At 57.9% G+C, this 18123-nt stretch carries 19 protein-coding genes; 15 read left to right on the forward strand and 4 right to left on the reverse strand.

From position 1 onward, the window contains the following. Positions 1 to 6: 6 nt before the first annotated feature. On the reverse strand, positions 7 to 1308 hold the full coding sequence (locus GVO84_RS19170) for an inorganic triphosphatase (RefSeq protein WP_159514923.1): 1302 nt from the start codon (positions 1306 to 1308) through the stop codon (positions 7 to 9). A 229-nt stretch (positions 1309 to 1537) separates the two neighbouring features. On the opposite strand from GVO84_RS19170, the gene GVO84_RS19175 reads away from it, so the two are divergent. Further along, the gene (locus GVO84_RS19175; protein WP_024906484.1) at positions 1538 to 2158 is read left to right on the forward strand and encodes a TIGR04211 family SH3 domain-containing protein; all 621 of its coding nucleotides are present in this window, start codon (positions 1538 to 1540) and stop codon (positions 2156 to 2158) included. Between the two features lie 60 nt (positions 2159 to 2218). After that, positions 2219 to 3460 carry a multifunctional CCA addition/repair protein gene (locus GVO84_RS19180; RefSeq protein ID WP_159514924.1) on the forward strand — a complete coding sequence of 414 codons (1242 nt, stop codon included), beginning with the start codon at positions 2219 to 2221 and terminating at the stop codon, positions 3458 to 3460. A gap of 10 nt (positions 3461 to 3470) precedes the next feature. On the opposite strand, the gene bacA is transcribed toward GVO84_RS19180, so the two are convergent. Together bacA and folB are read right to left on the reverse strand one after the other, a co-directional pair. Further along, positions 3471 to 4292, reverse strand: a complete 822-nt coding sequence (gene bacA / locus GVO84_RS19185) for an undecaprenyl-diphosphate phosphatase (RefSeq protein ID WP_023333446.1) — start codon at positions 4290 to 4292, stop codon at positions 3471 to 3473. Positions 4293 to 4398: 106 nt separating this feature from the next. Next, positions 4399 to 4767, reverse strand: a complete 369-nt coding sequence (folB, locus tag GVO84_RS19190) for a bifunctional dihydroneopterin aldolase/7,8-dihydroneopterin epimerase (protein ID WP_023333447.1) — start codon at positions 4765 to 4767, stop codon at positions 4399 to 4401. 107 nt (positions 4768 to 4874) lie between these two features. Between folB and plsY the strand changes: the two genes are divergently transcribed. The 10 genes from plsY to ureG all read left to right on the forward strand — a co-directional run bounded on the left by plsY (position 4875) and on the right by ureG (position 12716). Further along, entirely contained in the window at positions 4875 to 5495 is a 621-nt protein-coding gene (plsY, locus tag GVO84_RS19195) for a glycerol-3-phosphate 1-O-acyltransferase PlsY (protein WP_023309216.1), read from the forward strand. Positions 5496 to 5579: 84 nt separating this feature from the next. Then, on the forward strand, positions 5580 to 7046 hold the full coding sequence (locus GVO84_RS19200) for an MFS transporter (RefSeq protein WP_159514925.1): 1467 nt from the start codon (positions 5580 to 5582) through the stop codon (positions 7044 to 7046). A gap of 190 nt (positions 7047 to 7236) precedes the next feature. Then, the gene (locus GVO84_RS19205) at positions 7237 to 8064 is read left to right on the forward strand and encodes an urease accessory protein UreD (protein WP_159514926.1); all 828 of its coding nucleotides are present in this window, start codon (positions 7237 to 7239) and stop codon (positions 8062 to 8064) included. Between the two features lie 10 nt (positions 8065 to 8074). After that, a complete protein-coding gene (locus GVO84_RS19210; protein WP_006811999.1) occupies positions 8075 to 8377 on the forward strand; it encodes an urease subunit gamma in 303 nt (100 codons plus the stop codon). A gap of 10 nt (positions 8378 to 8387) precedes the next feature. Continuing rightward, positions 8388 to 8702 (forward strand): urease subunit beta, encoded by a 315-nt coding sequence (locus GVO84_RS19215; RefSeq protein ID WP_159514927.1) that lies wholly within the window; start codon positions 8388 to 8390, stop codon positions 8700 to 8702. Next, a complete protein-coding gene (gene ureC, locus GVO84_RS19220) occupies positions 8695 to 10398 on the forward strand; it encodes an urease subunit alpha (RefSeq protein ID WP_159514928.1) in 1704 nt (567 codons plus the stop codon). Before GVO84_RS19215 ends, ureC begins: the two co-directional genes overlap by 8 nt. Positions 10399 to 10407: 9 nt before the next feature. Then, positions 10408 to 10866: an urease accessory protein UreE gene (gene ureE / locus GVO84_RS19225; RefSeq protein ID WP_159515672.1), complete on the forward strand. Its 459-nt coding sequence runs from the start codon at positions 10408 to 10410 to the stop codon at positions 10864 to 10866. Between the two features lie 9 nt (positions 10867 to 10875). Next, a complete protein-coding gene (locus GVO84_RS19230) occupies positions 10876 to 11415 on the forward strand; it encodes a HupE/UreJ family protein (RefSeq protein WP_125914750.1) in 540 nt (179 codons plus the stop codon). Next, positions 11415 to 12089 (forward strand): urease accessory protein UreF, encoded by a 675-nt coding sequence (locus GVO84_RS19235; protein ID WP_159514929.1) that lies wholly within the window; start codon positions 11415 to 11417, stop codon positions 12087 to 12089. Before GVO84_RS19230 ends, GVO84_RS19235 begins: the two co-directional genes overlap by 1 nt. Positions 12090 to 12098: 9 nt before the next feature. Continuing rightward, positions 12099 to 12716 (forward strand): urease accessory protein UreG, encoded by a 618-nt coding sequence (ureG, locus tag GVO84_RS19240; protein WP_023333456.1) that lies wholly within the window; start codon positions 12099 to 12101, stop codon positions 12714 to 12716. Positions 12717 to 12788: 72 nt separating this feature from the next. Here the strand turns inward: ureG and tsaD are convergent, their stop codons facing one another. After that, positions 12789 to 13802, reverse strand: a complete 1014-nt coding sequence (tsaD, locus tag GVO84_RS19245) for a tRNA (adenosine(37)-N6)-threonylcarbamoyltransferase complex transferase subunit TsaD (RefSeq protein ID WP_032650276.1) — start codon at positions 13800 to 13802, stop codon at positions 12789 to 12791. A 236-nt stretch (positions 13803 to 14038) separates the two neighbouring features. Here tsaD and rpsU point away from each other — a divergent pair, with 236 nt between their 5' ends. The 3 genes from rpsU (at position 14039) to rpoD (ending at position 18116) form a co-directional block, all read left to right on the forward strand. After that, on the forward strand, positions 14039 to 14254 hold the full coding sequence (gene rpsU, locus GVO84_RS19250) for a 30S ribosomal protein S21 (protein ID WP_001144069.1): 216 nt from the start codon (positions 14039 to 14041) through the stop codon (positions 14252 to 14254). 115 nt (positions 14255 to 14369) lie between these two features. Continuing rightward, positions 14370 to 16115 (forward strand): DNA primase, encoded by a 1746-nt coding sequence (gene dnaG, locus GVO84_RS19255; RefSeq protein ID WP_159514930.1) that lies wholly within the window; start codon positions 14370 to 14372, stop codon positions 16113 to 16115. A gap of 153 nt (positions 16116 to 16268) precedes the next feature. Then, a complete protein-coding gene (rpoD, locus tag GVO84_RS19260; protein ID WP_121424706.1) occupies positions 16269 to 18116 on the forward strand; it encodes an RNA polymerase sigma factor RpoD in 1848 nt (615 codons plus the stop codon). Positions 18117 to 18123: the final 7 nt, after the last annotated feature.

The following is an 18123-nucleotide window of genomic DNA, read 5'->3' on the forward strand; positions in this document are numbered from 1 at the left end:
CCAGAGTTAACGTTTTCCGCTGTGCAGCCAGAACGGCTCCTGCGAAATGGCCTCGTTACGGAAATGCTCAATCTCAATATGCTGGCGGGTTTCAATGGCATGCTTCAGACCCTGCCAGTTCTCCAGCCAGGCCTGCGCCTTCACGCCGTCATAGGCACCGGACAGCAGCACCATGCTGTCGATGTTGCGCGACAGACGGGGAAGCTGATCGCCATACTGATCGCCCAGCGGGTAAGCAAACGTAGTCTTCAGTTCAGCGGCATGACGGGAAAGATGAATATCCGCGAAACGCTTAAAGTTTTCCGCGATTTTGGCCTCTGCTTTCGCAGCCAGGAAGGCGCGCCAGCCGCGCGTCACCAGGAACTCGGTCAGCGCCAGTTTTGCCGTCGCGGCTTGCGGGCTGTAGATCGCCGTTTGCGCCGATACGTCAGAGAGCATCAGCGTTTCGGTTTGCGTCAGCAGGTCACGTAAGTGAGCGCTCGCTTTGCGAGGAACAATACCGCCGAACAGCGTCAGGGTATGGCGCACCAGGGCGATCGCCGCCAGCACGTGGGATTTCGCGTTTTTCACATTTCGCACCCACAGCTCTTCATGGTACTGCCACTGAGAAAGCGCCAGCTCCAGCGCGGCTTCCAGACCCTGCTCAACGCTGGCTTTCGGCGCAACGTGCAGGATGGTCGTCTCTTTCAGCACGCGCGGCGCATTTCCGGCGGCCAGATGGTAACCCCGCGCGGCTTTACTCAGGCTTCCCTGACGTAATCCGGACTGGTTTACCAGCCTGCGCGCCAGCTTCAGCACGTCATTCGCGTCCCCTTCCAGCAGCTCAAGCTCCAGTTCGCAAATCGGCTCCTGAAACTCACCCGCCTTTACTTCCCCCAGATCGAGGGCGATTTCGATGCGGCTTTTGCCTTCGGTCACCAGCCATTTTTCGCGCCAGAAATCGGTGCTGAACAGCGGCTGTACCTGCTCCGCCAGCGTGGAAGGCAGCTCGCCTTCCGGCCAGACTTCCGCCGGGAAACGGTCCAGCTCAAGTTCTGGCGTGCTGATGTCGATATTGTATTCCGGGCGCTGGTGTAAACCGCCGACCACGCGGCCGGCAATTTTCATCGTCATCTCGTAGCGCCCGCTCGCGCCGCGGATGCGCAGCCCCATATCGTGGCGGCGAAGCCAGTTGTCTGGCGTTTCGTAATAGATATTAAGCAGTTGTACCGGTGCATGGTGTTCGCCGGAAAGCGTATGCAGATGCTGGCGGAGTGCGTCAACGCTGTCTTTTTCGACGATAAACTTTAATTCGATTTCTTGTGCCATAGCCTTGTACTTTTGCGTGCGTCACAGACGCGTCAATGAGGGCGAACTTCCTCGCCATTTGTTTGTCAGTACATAGTATTTTGCGCCAAATTGCCATGCAATGAGCAATTTGTCGGGCGTAAATCTGTAGAGTCGTGACACAGATGATTCTGATTGCTGACGAATGCTTTGCGTAGAGACACTGTTGCCACTACTATCGTTCCACTATTTATGAAAATAACGACTAATGATGCTTAAATTACGCCTGATTGGACTTACTTTACTCGCTTTTAGCGCCGCAACCGCAGTGCACGCTGAAGAGAAGCGTTACGTTTCTGACGAACTGAACACCTGGGTACGCAGTGGCCCCGGAGATAATTATCGCCTCGTGGGCACGGTGAATGCCGGCGAGGAAGTCACCCTGTTACAGACCAACGCGGACACCAACTATGGTCAGGTTCGCGACAGTACCGGTCGCACTTCCTGGATCCCGCTGAAAGAGCTGAGCACCGTGCCAAGCCTGCGCACGCGCGTGCCGGATCTGGAAAACCAGGTGAAGACCCTGACCGACAAGCTGAACAACATCGACGGCACCTGGAACCAGCGCACCGCTGAAATGCAGCAGAAAGTGGCGCAAAGCGATGGTGTGATTAACGGTCTGAAAGAAGAGAACCAGAAGCTGAAAAACGAGCTGATTGTCGCGCAGAAGAAGGTGAATGCCGCCAATCTGCAGCTCGACGACAAACAGCGCACCATTATCATGCAGTGGTTTATGTATGGCGGCGGCGTGCTGGGCGTGGGCCTGGTACTGGGTCTGGTGCTGCCGCATCTGATCCCAAGCCGTAAGCGTAAAGACCGCTGGATGAACTAATTCGTCTTCTCTGCCAGACTTACGTATCATTCTGGAAAAGAGAAAACGGGAGAGTTGGGCGTGAAGAGTTATCTGGTCGGTGGTGCGGTACGTGATGCGTTGTTAGGTCTGCCGGTCAAAGATAAAGACTGGGTGGTGGTTGGCGCCACCCCTGAAGAGATGCTTGACGCGGGCTACCAGCAGGTAGGCCGCGATTTTCCCGTGTTTCTGCACCCGAAAAGCCGTGAAGAGTATGCCCTGGCGCGTACCGAGCGGAAATCGGGCTCGGGCTATACGGGCTTCACCTGCTATGCCGCGCCGGACGTGACGCTGGAGCAAGATCTCCTGCGCCGCGATCTCACCATCAACGCGCTGGCGCAGGACGAGCACGGGCAGATCGTTGACGCCTATGGCGGTCAGGACGATCTGCGCAACCGTCTTTTACGTCACGTCTCCCCGGCGTTTTCTGAAGATCCGCTCCGCGTGCTGCGCGTGGCGCGCTTTGCCGCGCGTTACGCCCATCTCAGTTTCCGTATTGCCCATGAGACAATGGCACTGATGACAGCCATGACCGAGGCGGGCGAGCTTGAACACCTGACGCCAGAGCGCGTCTGGAAAGAGACGGAAAATGCGCTCACCACGCGTAACCCGCAGGTCTTTTTCCAGGTCCTGCGCGACTGCGGCGCGCTGAAGGTGCTGTTCCCGGAAATAGACGCGCTGTTTGGGGTACCTGCCCCGGCAAAATGGCACCCGGAAATTGATACCGGCGTACACACGCTGATGACCCTGAGCATGGCGGCCATGCTCAGCCCTGACGTGGACGTGCGCTTTTCCACCCTTTGCCACGATCTCGGCAAAGGCCTAACGCCAAAAGAATTCTGGCCTCGCCACCACGGCCACGGCCCGGCAGGGGTGAAGCTGGTCGAGGGGCTGTGTCAGCGTCTGCGCGTGCCGAACGAGATCCGCGATCTGGCGAAACTGGTGGCCGAGTTCCACGACCTGATCCACACTTTCCCGATCCTGAAACCGGCCACCATCGTTAAGCTTTTCGATAACATCGACGCCTGGCGCAAACCCCAGCGCGTAGAGCAAATCGCGCTCACCAGCGAAGCTGACGTGCGCGGTCGTACCGGGTTTGAAGCGTGCGATTACCCGCAGGGACGTTTACTGCGTAAAGCCTGGGACGTAGCGAAAGCGGTGCCCACGAAGGACGTTGTCGAAGCAGGATTCAAAGGACCAGAAATTCGCGAAGAACTCACGAAACGGCGAATTCAGGCGGTGTCGGACTGGAAGGAAAAGCATTGCCCTCAGCCGAAAGACTGAGGGCCATCGGTCAGAAGAAGACCACGTACACCGCAGCCGCCACGATAAAGCGATAGATCGCGAACGGAATAAACGAGATACGCTTAATTAACTGCAGGAAGGTTTTGATGGCGATCAGCGCCACGATAAACGCAGTGATAAAGCCGACGGCGAACATTGGAATGTCGCCAGCCGTCAGGAAGTGATAGCTCTTATAGACGTCGAGTACGGTGGCGCCCATCATCATCGGCACCGCCAGCAGGAACGAAAACTCTGACGCGGCGTAACGGCTTACGCCCATCAGCATCCCACCGGAGATGGTAGCGCCTGAACGCGAGAAGCCCGGCCACAGCGCCAGACACTGGAAGCAGCCAATGATAAACGCTTGACGATACGTCATATCGTCCAGACCTTCCGCGCGCGGCGTTTTTGGCTTCAGCACTTCCGCGGCGATCAGCAGGAAGCCCCCCACCACCAGCGCGTACATCACGTTAATCGGGTTAAACAGAGACTTGATGGCGTCGTGGAAAACCAGGCCCAGCACCACTGCAGGGATCATCCCGAGCAGAATATGGATCAGTGACAGACGACCTTTACCGGCCCCTTCGTGCTGAGGCGGACGACCAAAATGGATGCCGATCAGGCCAAACAGGCGACGCCAGAACATCACGACTACCGCCAGAATAGACCCCAGCTGGATCACCACTTCAAACGTTTTCGCGGTATCCCCTTCAAAGCCCAGCAGATGGCCAACGATAATCATATGGCCCGTACTGGAAACCGGCAAAAACTCCGTCAATCCTTCGACCACACCCAGTATTGCCGCCACCAGCAGCGAGTGCATATCGCTCATCTATAAACCCCTAAAAAAGATATAAAAAAACGGTGCCCCATACGGACAACCGATAAGATACAGTCTTGAGACCGGTATAACCTAAAATGGTTTAGCAATTATGACGTTAATTCTTGCCTTTCAGATTTGTGCCACGCTCAATGATGACGCCAACATTGGCGGCGCGCGCCACCGCGCCCGGTTTGCTCAGCTTGATGCGCACCCACGGTGAGTTGAATTTTTTCAGCAGCAATTCTGCGACTTCTTCCGCCACCCGTTCAACCAGCGCAAAACGTTGCCCTTCAACGTGGGCGATGACCGTTTCACTGATGTCGGCATAGCTCAGACAGTCGTTCACGTCATCGCTTTTTGCCGATTTGCGGTTATCCCATCCCATTTCGATATCGAACACCAGTTTCTGCTCTATGGTCTGTTCCCAGTCGTAAACACCAATTGTGGTGATTACCGAAAGTTGCTCTATAAATACAATATCCATCACGACCTGCCTGCTTTTTGGCTAAACCGGATACCACTTCCGGCGAATTATGCGTATTATCCACAGATGCTGAGAATACAGATACCTTTTCAAAACGGAACAGCGTTATGAGTGCAATCGCGCCTGGAATGATCCTCCTCGCCTATCTTTGCGGCTCAATCTCCAGCGCCATTCTGGTCTGCCGCATTGCCGGGTTACCTGACCCGCGTGAAAATGGTTCCGGGAATCCGGGGGCGACCAACGTACTACGAATTGGCGGCAAGGGAGCAGCCGTAGCGGTTTTGATTTTTGATGTTCTGAAAGGGATGCTACCCGTCTGGGGCGCGTATGCGCTGGGCGTCACGCCTTTCTGGCTGGGGCTCATTGCTATTGCTGCCTGCGTCGGCCACATCTGGCCCGTATTCTTCGGCTTTAAAGGCGGTAAAGGTGTGGCGACCGCCTTTGGTGCCATTGCGCCCATCGGCTGGGACTTAACCGGCGTCATGGCCGGGACCTGGCTTCTGACCATTCTTCTGAGCGGCTATTCGTCGCTGGGCGCTATCGTCAGCGCGCTGATCGCGCCGTTCTACGTCTGGTGGTTCAAACCCCAGTTCACCTTCCCGGTGTCGATGCTCTCCTGTCTTATCCTGCTGCGTCATCACGACAATATCCAGCGCCTGTGGCGTCGTCAGGAGACCAAAATCTGGACGAAGCTCAAGAGGAAGAAAAAAGACGCTCCGAAGGGTTAGTTATGCCTTATAGCCAAATGTGATTTTGGTCACCTTCTGCCTGTGGTAACTGTTAGGGACACAACACAACCATACAAGAAGAAAATGGCTGAAATCACAGAAACAACTCCCCTTTCAACGGCAGGTAATCCTCCTGATGGCGACATCCAGTGGGTGCGCAGCGCATCGGATGTATCACGCCTCGTTAATGATGGTTCTCAGGGCCGGGCAAACGCCCGTATCGTGGTCGGTATCGCGCTGGGCGGCATTTTCCTCGACGCCTACGATCTTGGCGCGCTGGCGTTCGGCATTAAAGACATCACCCGCGAATTTAACCTGACGCCCGCCGGTACCGGCATGGTAGCCTCGGCGATTACCTTTGGCGCTATCGTCGGGGCGCTGCTTGGCGGCTACCTCACGGATAAAATCGGGCGCTACCGCGTTTTTATGGCCGATATGGTCTTCTTTGTCGTCGCCGCTATCGCCTGTGCGCTGGCCCCGAACGAATATGTGCTCGCGGGCGCCCGCTTTGTGATGGGGCTTGGGGTCGGGATCGACCTTCCCGTGGCGATGGCGTTTTTAAGCGAGTTCGCCAGGCTGAAAGGGCCCGGAAATAAAGCTTCCAGCGTCGCGATGTGGTGCCCCACCTGGTATGCCGCCATCAGCATCTCCTACCTGCTGGTACTTTTCTTCTACGCCGTGCTGCCGGAAAGCCACAGCGACTGGCTCTGGCGCCTGATCCTCGGATTTGGCGCGGTGCCCGCGCTGGTGATTATCGCCATCCGCAGCCGCTATATGAGCGAATCCCCGGTCTGGGCGGCGAATCAGGGCAACCTGAAAGAGGCGGCGTCGATTTTACGCCAGTCGTATAACATCAATGCCCACGTGCCTCAGGACGCGCTCAGCCAGCCTGCACCTGTCGTGAATAAAGCGAAATGGTCAAACTATCTGAACCTGTTCCGCGGCATCTACTTACGCCGCACGACGCTCGCCACGCTGCTGTCTGTCGTTTCTTCCTTCGCCTATAACGCCGTGGCGTTTGGTCTGCCGGTGATCATCTCCAGCTTCTTTGTCCAGTCAATGCTCACCACCATTCTCATTTCTCTGGTGCTTAACCTGCTGTTTGCCTTCGTCGGCGGACTGCTGGCGGTACGCTACGTGCCGCGCTTCGGCGCCTGGCGGATGTCGCTTGCGGGTTATGCCTGCCAGCTTGTGGCGCTGCTCGGGCTGGCGCTGATTGGCCGCCCCGAAGGCGCCTCTGAAGGGGTGCTCGCGGTCGCGATGCTGGCGCTATTCCTGTTCGGTCAGGGCTTCGGCCCGGGCGCGCATACCATGACGTTTGCCTCGCTGAGCTACCCGACCTCCCTGCGCGGCGTGGGCGTGGGTCTCAACCAGACGCTGATGCGCAGCAGCTCGACGCTGTCGCTATTCCTGTTCCCGCTGCTGGTCGCCTCGCTGGATACCGCCGTGTTCTGGGTGATTGCGCTGGCGCCGTTTATCGGCCTGGCGTCGCTGCTGGCGATCCGCTGGGAGCCGTCCGGGTATGATGTGGATGCGGAGGATTATCGCTAGCCTTTCCTGCCGGGTGGCGCTGCGCTTACCCGGCCTACACTGCGCATTATCTTGTAGGCCCGTGCAAGCGTAGCGCCGCCGGGCGAAAATCACATGAGCCGTTTTTTATCCATAAGCGACTCATATGACAGGCTTCATTTCCGCCAGGGCATACTGAAACGTATCCCGATGGTGTGGAAATGGATGCAGCATGTTAGCAGCTCAGGTCACTTATAATACGTACAAAGGCTGGCAGGCATCGCTTGCCCTGCAGTTTTGTCATACCCCTGAGAAAACCCTCCTGCACTCCGCCCACCACGTCGGGCCGCTCACCGTTCAACGTCCGTTTTACCCCGAAGGGGAAACCTGCCACCTTTACCTGCTGCACCCGCCCGGCGGGATTGTGGGCGGCGATACGCTGGACATTTCCGTTCGGCTGGACGCCAAAAGCCACGCGCTCATCACCATGCCCGGTGCCAGTAAGTTCTATCGCAGCAGCGGCCCGCAGGCTCGTCTGAGCCAGCATTTTTACCTCGATGAAGATTCCACCCTCGAGTGGCTGCCGCAGGACACGATTATTTTTCCCGGCGCGAATGCCGCGCTGCGCTCCGTCTTCCACCTGAAGGCCTCCAGCACGCTGCTGGCGTGGGAGCTGTACTGCCTGGGCCGCCCGGTGATAAACGAAGCCTTCAGCCACGGCGCGCTGGAGAGCCGCCTTGAAATCTGGGTTGAAGACGAACCGCGCCTGATTGAGCGCCAGCATCTTAGCGACGGCGATCTCACGCCCGTCGCCGGGCATCCGTGGATCGGCACGCTGCTGTTCTACCCAGCCCGGGAAGAACATCTCGACGCGGTGCGCGAACGGCTCGCACTGCTGGAAAATTATGCGGGTGCAACGCTCACCGATGACCTGCTGTCGGTGCGTTTTCTCTCCCACGACAACCTGATTTGCCAGCGGGTGATGCGCGATATCTGGCAGTCGCTTCGCCCGCTTCTCACCACCAAACCCGCCTGTTCGCCGCGTATCTGGCAGACATAAGAGAAACGTTATGGAACTGACCCCCAGAGAAAAAGACAAGCTGTTGCTGTTTACCGCCGCGCTGGTTGCCGAACGCCGCCTTGCGCGCGGGGTAAAGCTCAATTACCCGGAATCGGTCGCGCTGATCAGCGCCTTCATTATGGAAGGCGCGCGCGATGGCGAAACCGTCGCTTCGCTGATGGAGGCGGGCCGCCACGTCCTGAGGCGCGATCAGGTCATGGAGGGCGTTCCGGAGATGATCCCGGATATTCAGGTCGAAGCCACCTTCCCGGACGGTTCCAAGCTCGTCACCGTCCATAACCCGATCGTCTAAGGAGCGCGAGATGATCCCAGGTGAATACCGGATCCAGCCCGGAAACATTGCCCTCAACGTCGGGCGTGAAACCCAACGCGTGGTTGTCGAAAACCACGGCGACAGGCCGATCCAGGTCGGATCGCACTACCATTTTTACGAGGTCAACCCGGCGCTGAAGTTCAATCGGGAAGCCACCAAAGGCTACCGGCTGAACATCCCGGCGGGCACCGCTGTGCGCTTCGAGCCCGGCCAGAAGCGGGAAGTGACGCTGGTTCAGGTCAACGGTGCGCAGCGCATTTTCGGCTTTCGCGGCGAGGTGATGGGAGAGGTGAAACATGGCTGAGATTTCACGCCGGGCGTATGCCGATATGTTCGGCCCCACCACCGGGGATAAGGTGCGGCTGGCCGACAGCGAGCTGTGGATCGAAGTGGAAGACGATCTCACGGTCTACGGCGAAGAGGTCAAGTTCGGCGGCGGAAAGGTGATCCGCGACGGCATGGGCCAGGGGCAGATGACCGCTGACGGCTGCGTGGATCTGGTTCTCACCAACGCGCTGATCGTCGATCACTGGGGGATCGTAAAAGCCGATATTGGCGTCAAGGACGGGCGGATCTTCGCCGTTGGCAAAGCCGGAAACCCGGACATTCAGCCCGGCGTGACGATTCCGATTGGCGCGGCAACGGAGGTGATTGCCGCCGAGGGGAAGATCGTCACCGCTGGCGGGATCGACACCCACATCCACTGGATCTGTCCGCAGCAGGCGGAAGAGGCGCTGGTCTCCGGCGTCACCACTATGATCGGCGGCGGCACCGGACCGGCGGCGGGCACCAACGCTACCACCTGCACGCCGGGGCCGTGGTATATCGCCCGCATGCTGCAGGCTGCCGATACGCTGCCGGTAAATATCGGCTTGCTCGGTAAGGGCAACGGTTCCAACCCGGATGCCCTGCGCGAGCAGATTGCCGCCGGTGCTATCGGGCTGAAGATCCACGAAGACTGGGGCGCGACGCCTGCGGCGATCAACTGCTCGCTGGAAGTCGCGGAAGAAATGGATATTCAGGTGGCGCTGCACAGCGACACGCTGAACGAGTCCGGTTTTGTCGAAGACACGCTGGCGGCTATCGCAGGGCGCACCATCCACACCTTCCACACCGAAGGCGCGGGCGGCGGCCACGCGCCGGATATCATCACCGCCTGCGCGCACCCGAATATTCTGCCCTCTTCTACCAATCCGACCTTGCCCTACACGGTGAACACCATCGACGAGCATCTCGACATGCTGATGGTTTGCCATCACCTCGATCCGGATATCGCCGAGGACGTGGCGTTTGCCGAATCCCGCATTCGTCGTGAAACCATCGCCGCTGAAGACGTGCTGCACGACATCGGCGCGTTCTCGCTCACCTCGTCAGATTCGCAGGCCATGGGCCGCGTCGGAGAAGTCATTATCCGCACCTGGCAGGTGGCGCACCGCATGAAGGTCCAGCGCGGCGCGCTGCCGGAAGAGACCGGCGATAACGATAACTTCCGCGTGAAGCGCTATGTCGCCAAATACACCATTAACCCGGCGCTCACCCACGGCATCGCCCACGAAGTCGGTTCGATTGAGGCGGGCAAGCTGGCGGATCTCGTGGTCTGGTCCCCGGCGTTCTTCGGCGTGAAGCCCGCCACCATCGTCAAGGGCGGGATGATCGCCTGTGCGCCGATGGGCGATATCAACGCCTCGATCCCTACGCCGCAGCCGGTGCATTACCGCCCGATGTTTGGATCGCTGGGCGCCACGCGCCACGCCACCCGGCTGACGTTTATCTCGCAGGCCGCCAGTGCGAACGGCATCCCGCAGCAGCTCAACCTGCAAAGCGCCACCGCGGTGGTGAAAGGCTGCAGGACGGTGAAAAAGGCGGACATGATCCACAACGGCCTGCAGCCGAATATCACCGTCGACTCGCAAACCTACGAGGTGCGCGTCGACGGCGAACTGATAACCAGTGAACCGGCTGACGTTCTGCCGATGGCGCAACGCTATTTCCTGTTTTGAGGAGTGATGATGATCTATTTAACCCAACGCCTGGACCATGCGCACCCGATTACCGCCAGCGTCACGCTGCCGATTGACGTGCGGGTGAAAAGCCGCGCCCGCGTATCGCTGAACGATGGCCGCGAAGCCGGGCTGATGCTGCCACGCGGCCTGCTGCTGCGCGGGGGCGACCTGCTGACTACCGACGACGGCAGCGAGGTTGTCGAGGTGATCGCCGCCCCGGAGTCCGTATCCGTGGTGCGCTGCGCCGATCCGTTCCTGCTCGCCCGCGCCTGCTACCACCTCGGCAACCGCCACGTGCCGCTGCAGATCATGCCCGGCGAGCTGCGCTATCACCACGACCACGTTCTCGACGACATGCTGCGCCAGTTCGGGCTGGAGGTGGCCTACGCCAGCCTGCCGTTTGAACCGGAAGCGGGCGCGTACACCAGCGATGCCCACAGCCATTCTCACGCTCATTCACATTAAGGATTAATCATGCGTAAGTATTTACCTCTGCTGCTTCTGGCTTTTTCCGTTCCCGCGCTCGCGCATCCCGGCCACGGCGCCGACAGCTTTCAGGCCGGTTTTCTCCACCCGCTGACCGGGCTCGATCACCTGCTGATGCTGACGGGAGCAGGCGTGCTCTCGGCGCTGAGCGGTCGCAGGCTCCTGCTGCCGTTTGCCACCCTCGGGATGATGCTTGTCGGCGCCATTGCGGGTAGCCTGCTCGGCGGCTTCAGCGGTATGGAGATGCTGATTATCGCCTCGCTGGCGGTATCCGGCGTGATGATGTTTAAAACTGAAAACCGTCTGCTGCTGGCGGTGCCTGCCCTGGCAATGTTCCACGGCTGGGCGCACGGCGTGGAGATGTCCGGCCACAGCTTCTGGCTCTTCACCAGCGGGTTTATGCTCGCCAGCGCCACGGTGCTGTGCGCCAGTTTCGCCGCAGGGCTGCTGCTGCGCCGTCACGACGGCCTGCGTAAAACCTTCGGCGGCGGGCTGATTGTCTCCGCCCTGCTGGCGCTGATGAGCTGATGGAGCACGCCCGCCAGAGGCTGCGCCTGATGCAGCTCTCCAGCAGCAGCCTGCCGGTCGGGTCATTTACCTGGTCGCAGGGGCTGGAGTGGGCCGTTGAGGCAGGCTGGGTCACCGACGCCGACGCCTTTAAACGCTGGCAAATCCAGCAGATGGAGCAAAGCTTTTTCTGCGTCGACCTGCCGCTGTTTATCCGTCTTTATCAGGCCTGTGAGCAACGCGATCTTACTCATGCAAAACGCTGGACGGCATACCTTCTCGCCTGCCGGGAAACGCGCGAGCTGCGAGAAGAAGAGCGCAACCGCGGGGCGGCCTTTACGCGGCTGATAAAGAGCTGGGAACCTGACAGTCCGCCCGAATGGCTGCCGCTGTTTATGCAGAGCCAGCTCTGCGGAATGGCCTGGCTCGGCGTGCGCTGGGGCATTAGCGCGCGCGAGCTGGCGCTGAGTCTCGGCTACAGCTGGATGGAGAGCGCGGTGATGGCGGGCGTCAAGCTGGTGCCGTTTGGGCAGCAGGCCGCGCAGCAACTGATTATCGAACTGAGCGACCACTACGCCGCTGGTTTTGAACAGGCATTTTTACGTCGCGACGACGCGCTGGGGGCAGCAACGCCGCTGTCAGCCATCGCCTCCACTCGCCACGAAACCCAATATTCACGACTATTCCGTTCCTGAGGAGTCAACATGGCTGATTACAAACATCCCCTGCGCGTGGGCGTGGGTGGCCCGGTAGGGTCGGGCAAAACCGCGCTGCTGGAAGCGCTCTGCAAGGCGATGCGCGATACCTATCATCTTGCGGTGGTGACCAACGATATCTATACCAAAGAGGATCAGCGCATTCTGACCGAGGCTGGCGCGCTGGAGCCGGAGCGCATCGTGGGCGTGGAGACAGGCGGCTGCCCGCATACTGCCATCCGTGAAGATGCCTCAATGAACCTGGCGGCGGTGGAAGCGTTAAGCGAGAAGTTCGGCAATCTGGATCTGATCTTCGTTGAAAGCGGCGGCGATAACCTCAGCGCCACCTTCAGCCCGGAGCTGGCGGATCTCACTATTTACGTGATCGACGTGGCCGAAGGGGAAAAAATTCCGCGCAAGGGCGGGCCGGGGATCACCAAATCCGATTTTCTGGTGATCAACAAAACCGACCTCGCGCCGTACGTCGGTGCGTCGCTGGAGGTGATGGAGCGCGACACCAACCGCATGCGCGGCGATCGTCCGTGGACGTTTACCAACCTGAAGGCAGGTGACGGGTTAGCGACGATTATTGCGTTTCTGGAAGAGAAAGGGATGCTGAGGGTGTAGTGCGGTTTATTGCACGTTGGCACACGTGGGTGTTGTAGGCCCGGTAAGCGCAGCGCCACCGGGCAAAAAAACTCACGCCTCCGGCAGTTCCGCCAGCGGCCAGCGCGGACGCACGGACACGCTCAGGTCGGACGTCGCACCCGCATTCAGGCGCACCATTCCGGCGTAAGCAATCATCGCGCCGTTATCGGTACAGAATTCCGGACGGGCGTAAAACACTTCTCCGCGACGCTTTTGCATCATCTCGGCGAGCTTCGCGCGCAGCGTGCGGTTAGCGCTCACGCCACCGGCCATCACCAGACGCTTAAAGCCGGTCTGATCCAGTGCGCGCTTGCACTTGATCATCAGCGTATCCACTACCGCATCTTCAAACGCGCGGGCGATATCGGCGCGGGTCTGCTCGCTGTCATCGTTATTACGGATCGTATTCGCCGCGAAGGTTTTCAGCCCGGAGAAGCTGAAGTCCAGCCCCGGACGGTCGGTCATCGGACGCGGGAAGACAAAGCGCCCTTCCGTTCCCTGAGACGCCATTTTCGAGAGCATCGGGCCGCCAGGGTAATCCAGCCCCAGAAGCTTGGCGGTTTTATCGAAGGCTTCACCGGCAGCGTCGTCGATCGACTCGCCCAGCAGCTCGTACTTGCCAATGCCCGTTACGCTAATCAGCTGCGTATGGCCACCGGAGACCAGCAGCGCCACAAACGGGAATTCAGGCGGATTCTCTTCCAGCATCGGCGCCAGAAGGTGCCCTTCCATATGGTGAACCGGAATGGCCGGCACATCCCACGCGAACGCCAGTGAACGACCCACCGTTGCGCCAACCAGCAGCGCGCCGACCAGTCCCGGGCCTGCGGTATACGCCACTGCATCAATCTCTTTTGCCGTTAATCCCGCTTCTTTCAGAGCCGCCTGAATCAGGGGAACCGTTTTACGCACGTGGTCACGAGAGGCCAGTTCAGGCACGACGCCGCCGTAGTCAGCGTGCAATTTCACCTGACTATACAATTGGTTGGCCAGAAGCCCTTTTTCGTCGTCGTAAATGGCGATGCCGGTTTCATCGCAGGATGTTTCAATACCCAGTACACGCATGACTTGTTTTACCTCGTTTCAATACCGCGCAGTGTAGAGCCTGGGCGGGTTGATGTAAAACTTTGTTCGCCCCAGGAAGAAGGCTCGTGTATACTCCTCACCCTTATTAAAGTCCCTTTCAAAATCGCATCGGTGCTTTACAAAGCAGCAGCATTTGCAGTAAAATTCCGCACCATTTTGAAATAAGCTGGCGTTGATGCCAGCGGCAAACCGAATTTATTAAAGGTGAGAGTTACATGCCGGTAATTAAAGTACGTGAAAACGAGCCGTTCGACGTAGCACTGCGTCGCTTCAAACGTTCATGCGAGAAAGCAGGTGTTCTGGCTGAAGTTCGTCGTCGTGAGTTTTATGAAAAACCAACGACCGAACGTAAGCGCGCTAAAGCTTCCGCTGTGAAACGTCACGCGAAGAAACTGGCTCGCGAAAACGCACGCCGTACTCGTCTGTACTAATTGGTTGAGGGCCTCAGCCCTCAATTGACAGACAGAGTAATAGTCGTAAGGCCGTGCTTCCGGAAGGAATGCGCGGCTTGTTTTCGTTTATAAGTCGCTTAAAATTTTGGGGCATATGGCCGGAAGAATCCCACGCGTTTTCATCAATGACCTGCTTGCCAGAACCGACATCGTCGATCTCATCGACGCGCGGGTAAAGCTAAAAAAGCAGGGCAAGAACTACCATGCGTGCTGTCCGTTCCATAACGAAAAAACCCCCTCCTTCACCGTAAACGGTGAAAAGCAGTTCTACCATTGCTTCGGCTGTGGCGCACACGGTAATGCCGTCGATTTTTTGATGAACTACGACAAGCTCGAGTTCGTTGAAACCGTCGAAGAGCTGGCGGCGATGCATAACCTTGAAGTGCCGTATGAAGCAGGCAGTGGGCCAAGTCAGATCGAGCGCCATCAACGGCAAACGCTGTATCAACTGATGGATGGCCTGAATTCGTTTTACCAACAGTCACTTAAGCACTCTGCGGCTGAGCCTGCGCGTCAGTATCTGAACAAGCGCGGACTGAGCGACGATGTCATTGCGCGTTTCGCTATTGGTTACGCCCCGCCCGGCTGGGACAACGTGTTAAAGCGTTTTGGCGGCAATAGCGAAGATCGTAAGTCTCTCATCGATGCAGGCATGCTGGTCACCAACGACCAGGGACGAAGCTACGACCGCTTCCGCGAACGGGTGATGTTCCCGATCCGCGACAAGCGTGGCCGGGTAATTGGTTTTGGTGGTCGCGTGCTGGGTGATGCCCTGCCGAAATACCTCAACTCCCCGGAAACCGATATTTTCCATAAGGGCCGCCAGCTGTACGGTCTTTATGAGGCGCAGCAGAATAATGCGGAACCTCCGCGTCTTCTGGTCGTCGAAGGCTATATGGACGTCGTGGCACTGGCGCAGTACGACATCAACTACGCGGTTGCGTCGTTAGGCACGTCCACCACCGCCGATCATATTCAACTGCTGTTCAGGGTGACCAACAACGTCATCTGCTGTTACGACGGTGACCGCGCAGGACGCGACGCCGCCTGGCGTGCGCTGGAAACCGCACTGCCGTATATGACCGACGGGCGTCAGCTACGCTTTATGTTTCTGCCCGACGGCGAAGACCCGGATACGCTGGTGCGTAAAGAGGGCAAAGCGGCGTTTGAAGCGCGGATGGAGCAGGCTCAGCCGCTCTCCACGTTTTTGTTTAACAGCCTGATGCCGCAGGTCGATTTGAGTACCCCTGACGGGCGCGCGCAGCTCAGTACGCTGGCGCTGCCGTTAATCAGCCAGGTGCCCGGCGAAACGCTGCGCATCTATCTGCGTCAGGAATTAGGCAACAAGCTCGGCATTCTGGATGACAGCCAGCTTGAACGTTTAATGCCTAAACAGGCTGAAAACGGTGCGGTTCGCCCCGCGCCTCAGCTAAAACGCACAACCATGCGTATACTGATAGGGTTGCTGGTACAAAACCCCGAGCTCGCACCGCAGGTGCCGTCGCTGGCGGGTTTTAACCATGAGAAATTGCCCGGGCTTGGCTTATTTTCAGAACTGGTCAACACGTGTTTGTCTCAGCCAGGTCTGACCACCGGACAACTTTTAGAGCACTATCGCGGCACAAAAGAGGCCGCTACCCTTGAAAAATTGTCGATGTGGGACGATATAGCAGATAAGGACATTGCAGAAAAAACGTTCACCGACTCACTCAACCATATGTTTGATTCGATGCTTGAGCTGCGCCAGGAAGAGTTAATTGCTCGCGAGCGCACACACGGTTTGAGCAGCGAAGAACGCCGGGAGCTCTGGATGATTAACCAGGAACTGGCGAAGAAATAAAAAATTTAACGGCTTAAGTGCCGAATATCGATCGGGAAGCCCCCGGCAGCCGCACTGAGAGGCAGCGGCAAAAATATAAGTACGCCCTCGCTTTAAAGGTTGGCAGCCCCATCGCCGACACCAATCAAACGAATTAAGTGTGGATACCGTCTTATGGAGCAAAACCCGCAGTCACAGCTGAAACTTCTTGTCCAACGCGGTAAGGAGCAAGGCTATCTGACCTATGCCGAGGTCAATGACCATCTGCCGGAAGATATCGTCGATTCAGATCAAATCGAAGATATCATCCAAATGATCAATGACATGGGCATTCAGGTGATGGAAGAAGCACCTGATGCCGATGATCTGTTGCTGGCTGAAACCTCCAACAACACTGACGAAGATGCGGAAGAAGCTGCTGCACAGGTACTGTCCAGCGTGGAATCTGAAATCGGGCGTACCACTGACCCGGTCCGCATGTACATGCGCGAAATGGGTACCGTTGAACTGTTGACCCGCGAAGGCGAAATTGACATCGCAAAACGCATCGAAGACGGGATCAACCAGGTTCAGTGCTCCGTTGCCGAGTACCCGGAAGCGATCACCTATCTGCTGGAGCAGTACGATCGCGTTGAAGCGGAAGAAGCGCGCCTGTCTGACCTGATCACCGGTTTTGTCGACCCGAACGCTGAAGAAGATATGGCGCCTACCGCCACTCACGTCGGTTCTGAACTGTCTCAGGAAGAGATGGATGATGACGAAGACGAAGATGAGGAAGAGAGCGACGACGACACCGCGGACGATGACAACAGCATCGACCCGGAGCTGGCGCGTGAGAAGTTTGCCGAGCTGCGTACCCAGTACGAAGTGACGCGTGACACCATCAAAGCGAAAGGCCGCAGCCATGCCGCCGCTCAGGATGAGATCCTGAAACTGTCTGAAGTATTCAAACAGTTCCGCCTGGTGCCAAAACAGTTCGACTACCTGGTAAACAGCATGCGCGTGATGATGGATCGCGTACGCACCCAGGAACGCATCATCATGAAGCTGTGCGTTGAGCAGTGCAAAATGCCGAAGAAGAACTTCATCACCCTCTTCACCGGCAACGAAACCAGCGAAACCTGGTTCAACGCGGCTATCGCGATGAACAAGCCGTGGTCTGAAAAACTGCACGACGTGAAGGACGATGTCTATCGTGGTCTGCAGAAGCTGCAGCAGATCGAAGAAGAGACCGGCCTGACCATCGAGCAGGTTAAAGACATCAACCGTCGTATGTCCATCGGTGAAGCGAAAGCCCGCCGTGCGAAGAAAGAGATGGTTGAAGCGAACCTGCGTCTGGTTATCTCTATCGCCAAGAAATACACCAACCGTGGCCTGCAGTTCCTGGATCTGATTCAGGAAGGCAACATCGGTCTGATGAAAGCGGTAGATAAGTTTGAATACCGTCGTGGTTACAAGTTCTCCACCTACGCAACCTGGTGGATCCGTCAGGCTATCACCCGCTCTATCGCGGATCAGGCGCGCACCATCCGTATTCCGGTGCATATGATTGAGACCATCAACAAGCTCAACCGTATTTCCCGCCAGATGCTGCAGGAGATGGGCCGCGAGCCGACGCCGGAAGAGCTGGCCGAGCGCATGCTGATGCCGGAAGACAAGATCCGTAAAGTGCTGAAGATCGCCAAAGAACCAATCTCCATGGAAACACCAATCGGTGACGATGAAGATTCGCATCTGGGTGATTTCATCGAGGATACCACCCTCGAGCTGCCGCTGGACTCTGCGACCACCGAGAGCCTGCGTGCTGCGACGCACGACGTTCTGGCCGGCCTGACCGCCCGTGAAGCGAAAGTCCTGCGTATGCGTTTCGGTATTGATATGAACACCGACCACACGCTGGAAGAAGTGGGTAAACAGTTCGACGTTACCCGCGAACGTATCCGTCAGATCGAAGCGAAGGCGCTGCGTAAGCTGCGTCATCCAAGCCGCTCTGAAGTGCTGCGTAGCTTCCTGGACGACTAATACAGGT

Source organism: Enterobacter sp. SM3 (assembly GCF_009811935.2).
In the GTDB taxonomy this organism is placed as follows: Bacteria; Pseudomonadota; Gammaproteobacteria; order Enterobacterales; family Enterobacteriaceae; genus Enterobacter; species Enterobacter asburiae_D.

Excerpts from the sequence above, each read along its gene's own strand:
- GVO84_RS19170 (WP_159514923.1), bottom strand. The coding sequence starts at position 1,308 with ATGGCACAAGAAATCGAATTAAAGTTTATCGTCGAAAAAGACAGCGTT.
- GVO84_RS19175 (WP_024906484.1), top strand. The coding sequence starts at position 1,538 with ATGCTTAAATTACGCCTGATTGGACTTACTTTACTCGCTTTTAGCGCC.
- bacA (WP_023333446.1), bottom strand. The coding sequence starts at position 4,292 with ATGAGCGATATGCACTCGCTGCTGGTGGCGGCAATACTGGGTGTGGTC.
- folB (WP_023333447.1), bottom strand. The coding sequence starts at position 4,767 with ATGGATATTGTATTTATAGAGCAACTTTCGGTAATCACCACAATTGGT.
- plsY (WP_023309216.1), top strand. The coding sequence starts at position 4,875 with ATGAGTGCAATCGCGCCTGGAATGATCCTCCTCGCCTATCTTTGCGGC.
- GVO84_RS19200 (WP_159514925.1), top strand. The coding sequence starts at position 5,580 with ATGGCTGAAATCACAGAAACAACTCCCCTTTCAACGGCAGGTAATCCT.
- GVO84_RS19205 (WP_159514926.1), top strand. The coding sequence starts at position 7,237 with ATGTTAGCAGCTCAGGTCACTTATAATACGTACAAAGGCTGGCAGGCA.
- GVO84_RS19210 (WP_006811999.1), top strand. The coding sequence starts at position 8,075 with ATGGAACTGACCCCCAGAGAAAAAGACAAGCTGTTGCTGTTTACCGCC.
- GVO84_RS19215 (WP_159514927.1), top strand. The coding sequence starts at position 8,388 with ATGATCCCAGGTGAATACCGGATCCAGCCCGGAAACATTGCCCTCAAC.
- ureC (WP_159514928.1), top strand. The coding sequence starts at position 8,695 with ATGGCTGAGATTTCACGCCGGGCGTATGCCGATATGTTCGGCCCCACC.
- ureE (WP_159515672.1), top strand. The coding sequence starts at position 10,408 with ATGATCTATTTAACCCAACGCCTGGACCATGCGCACCCGATTACCGCC.
- GVO84_RS19230 (WP_125914750.1), top strand. The coding sequence starts at position 10,876 with ATGCGTAAGTATTTACCTCTGCTGCTTCTGGCTTTTTCCGTTCCCGCG.
- GVO84_RS19235 (WP_159514929.1), top strand. The coding sequence starts at position 11,415 with ATGGAGCACGCCCGCCAGAGGCTGCGCCTGATGCAGCTCTCCAGCAGC.
- ureG (WP_023333456.1), top strand. The coding sequence starts at position 12,099 with ATGGCTGATTACAAACATCCCCTGCGCGTGGGCGTGGGTGGCCCGGTA.
- tsaD (WP_032650276.1), bottom strand. The coding sequence starts at position 13,802 with ATGCGTGTACTGGGTATTGAAACATCCTGCGATGAAACCGGCATCGCC.
- rpsU (WP_001144069.1), top strand. The coding sequence starts at position 14,039 with ATGCCGGTAATTAAAGTACGTGAAAACGAGCCGTTCGACGTAGCACTG.
- dnaG (WP_159514930.1), top strand. The coding sequence starts at position 14,370 with ATGGCCGGAAGAATCCCACGCGTTTTCATCAATGACCTGCTTGCCAGA.
- rpoD (WP_121424706.1), top strand. The coding sequence starts at position 16,269 with ATGGAGCAAAACCCGCAGTCACAGCTGAAACTTCTTGTCCAACGCGGT.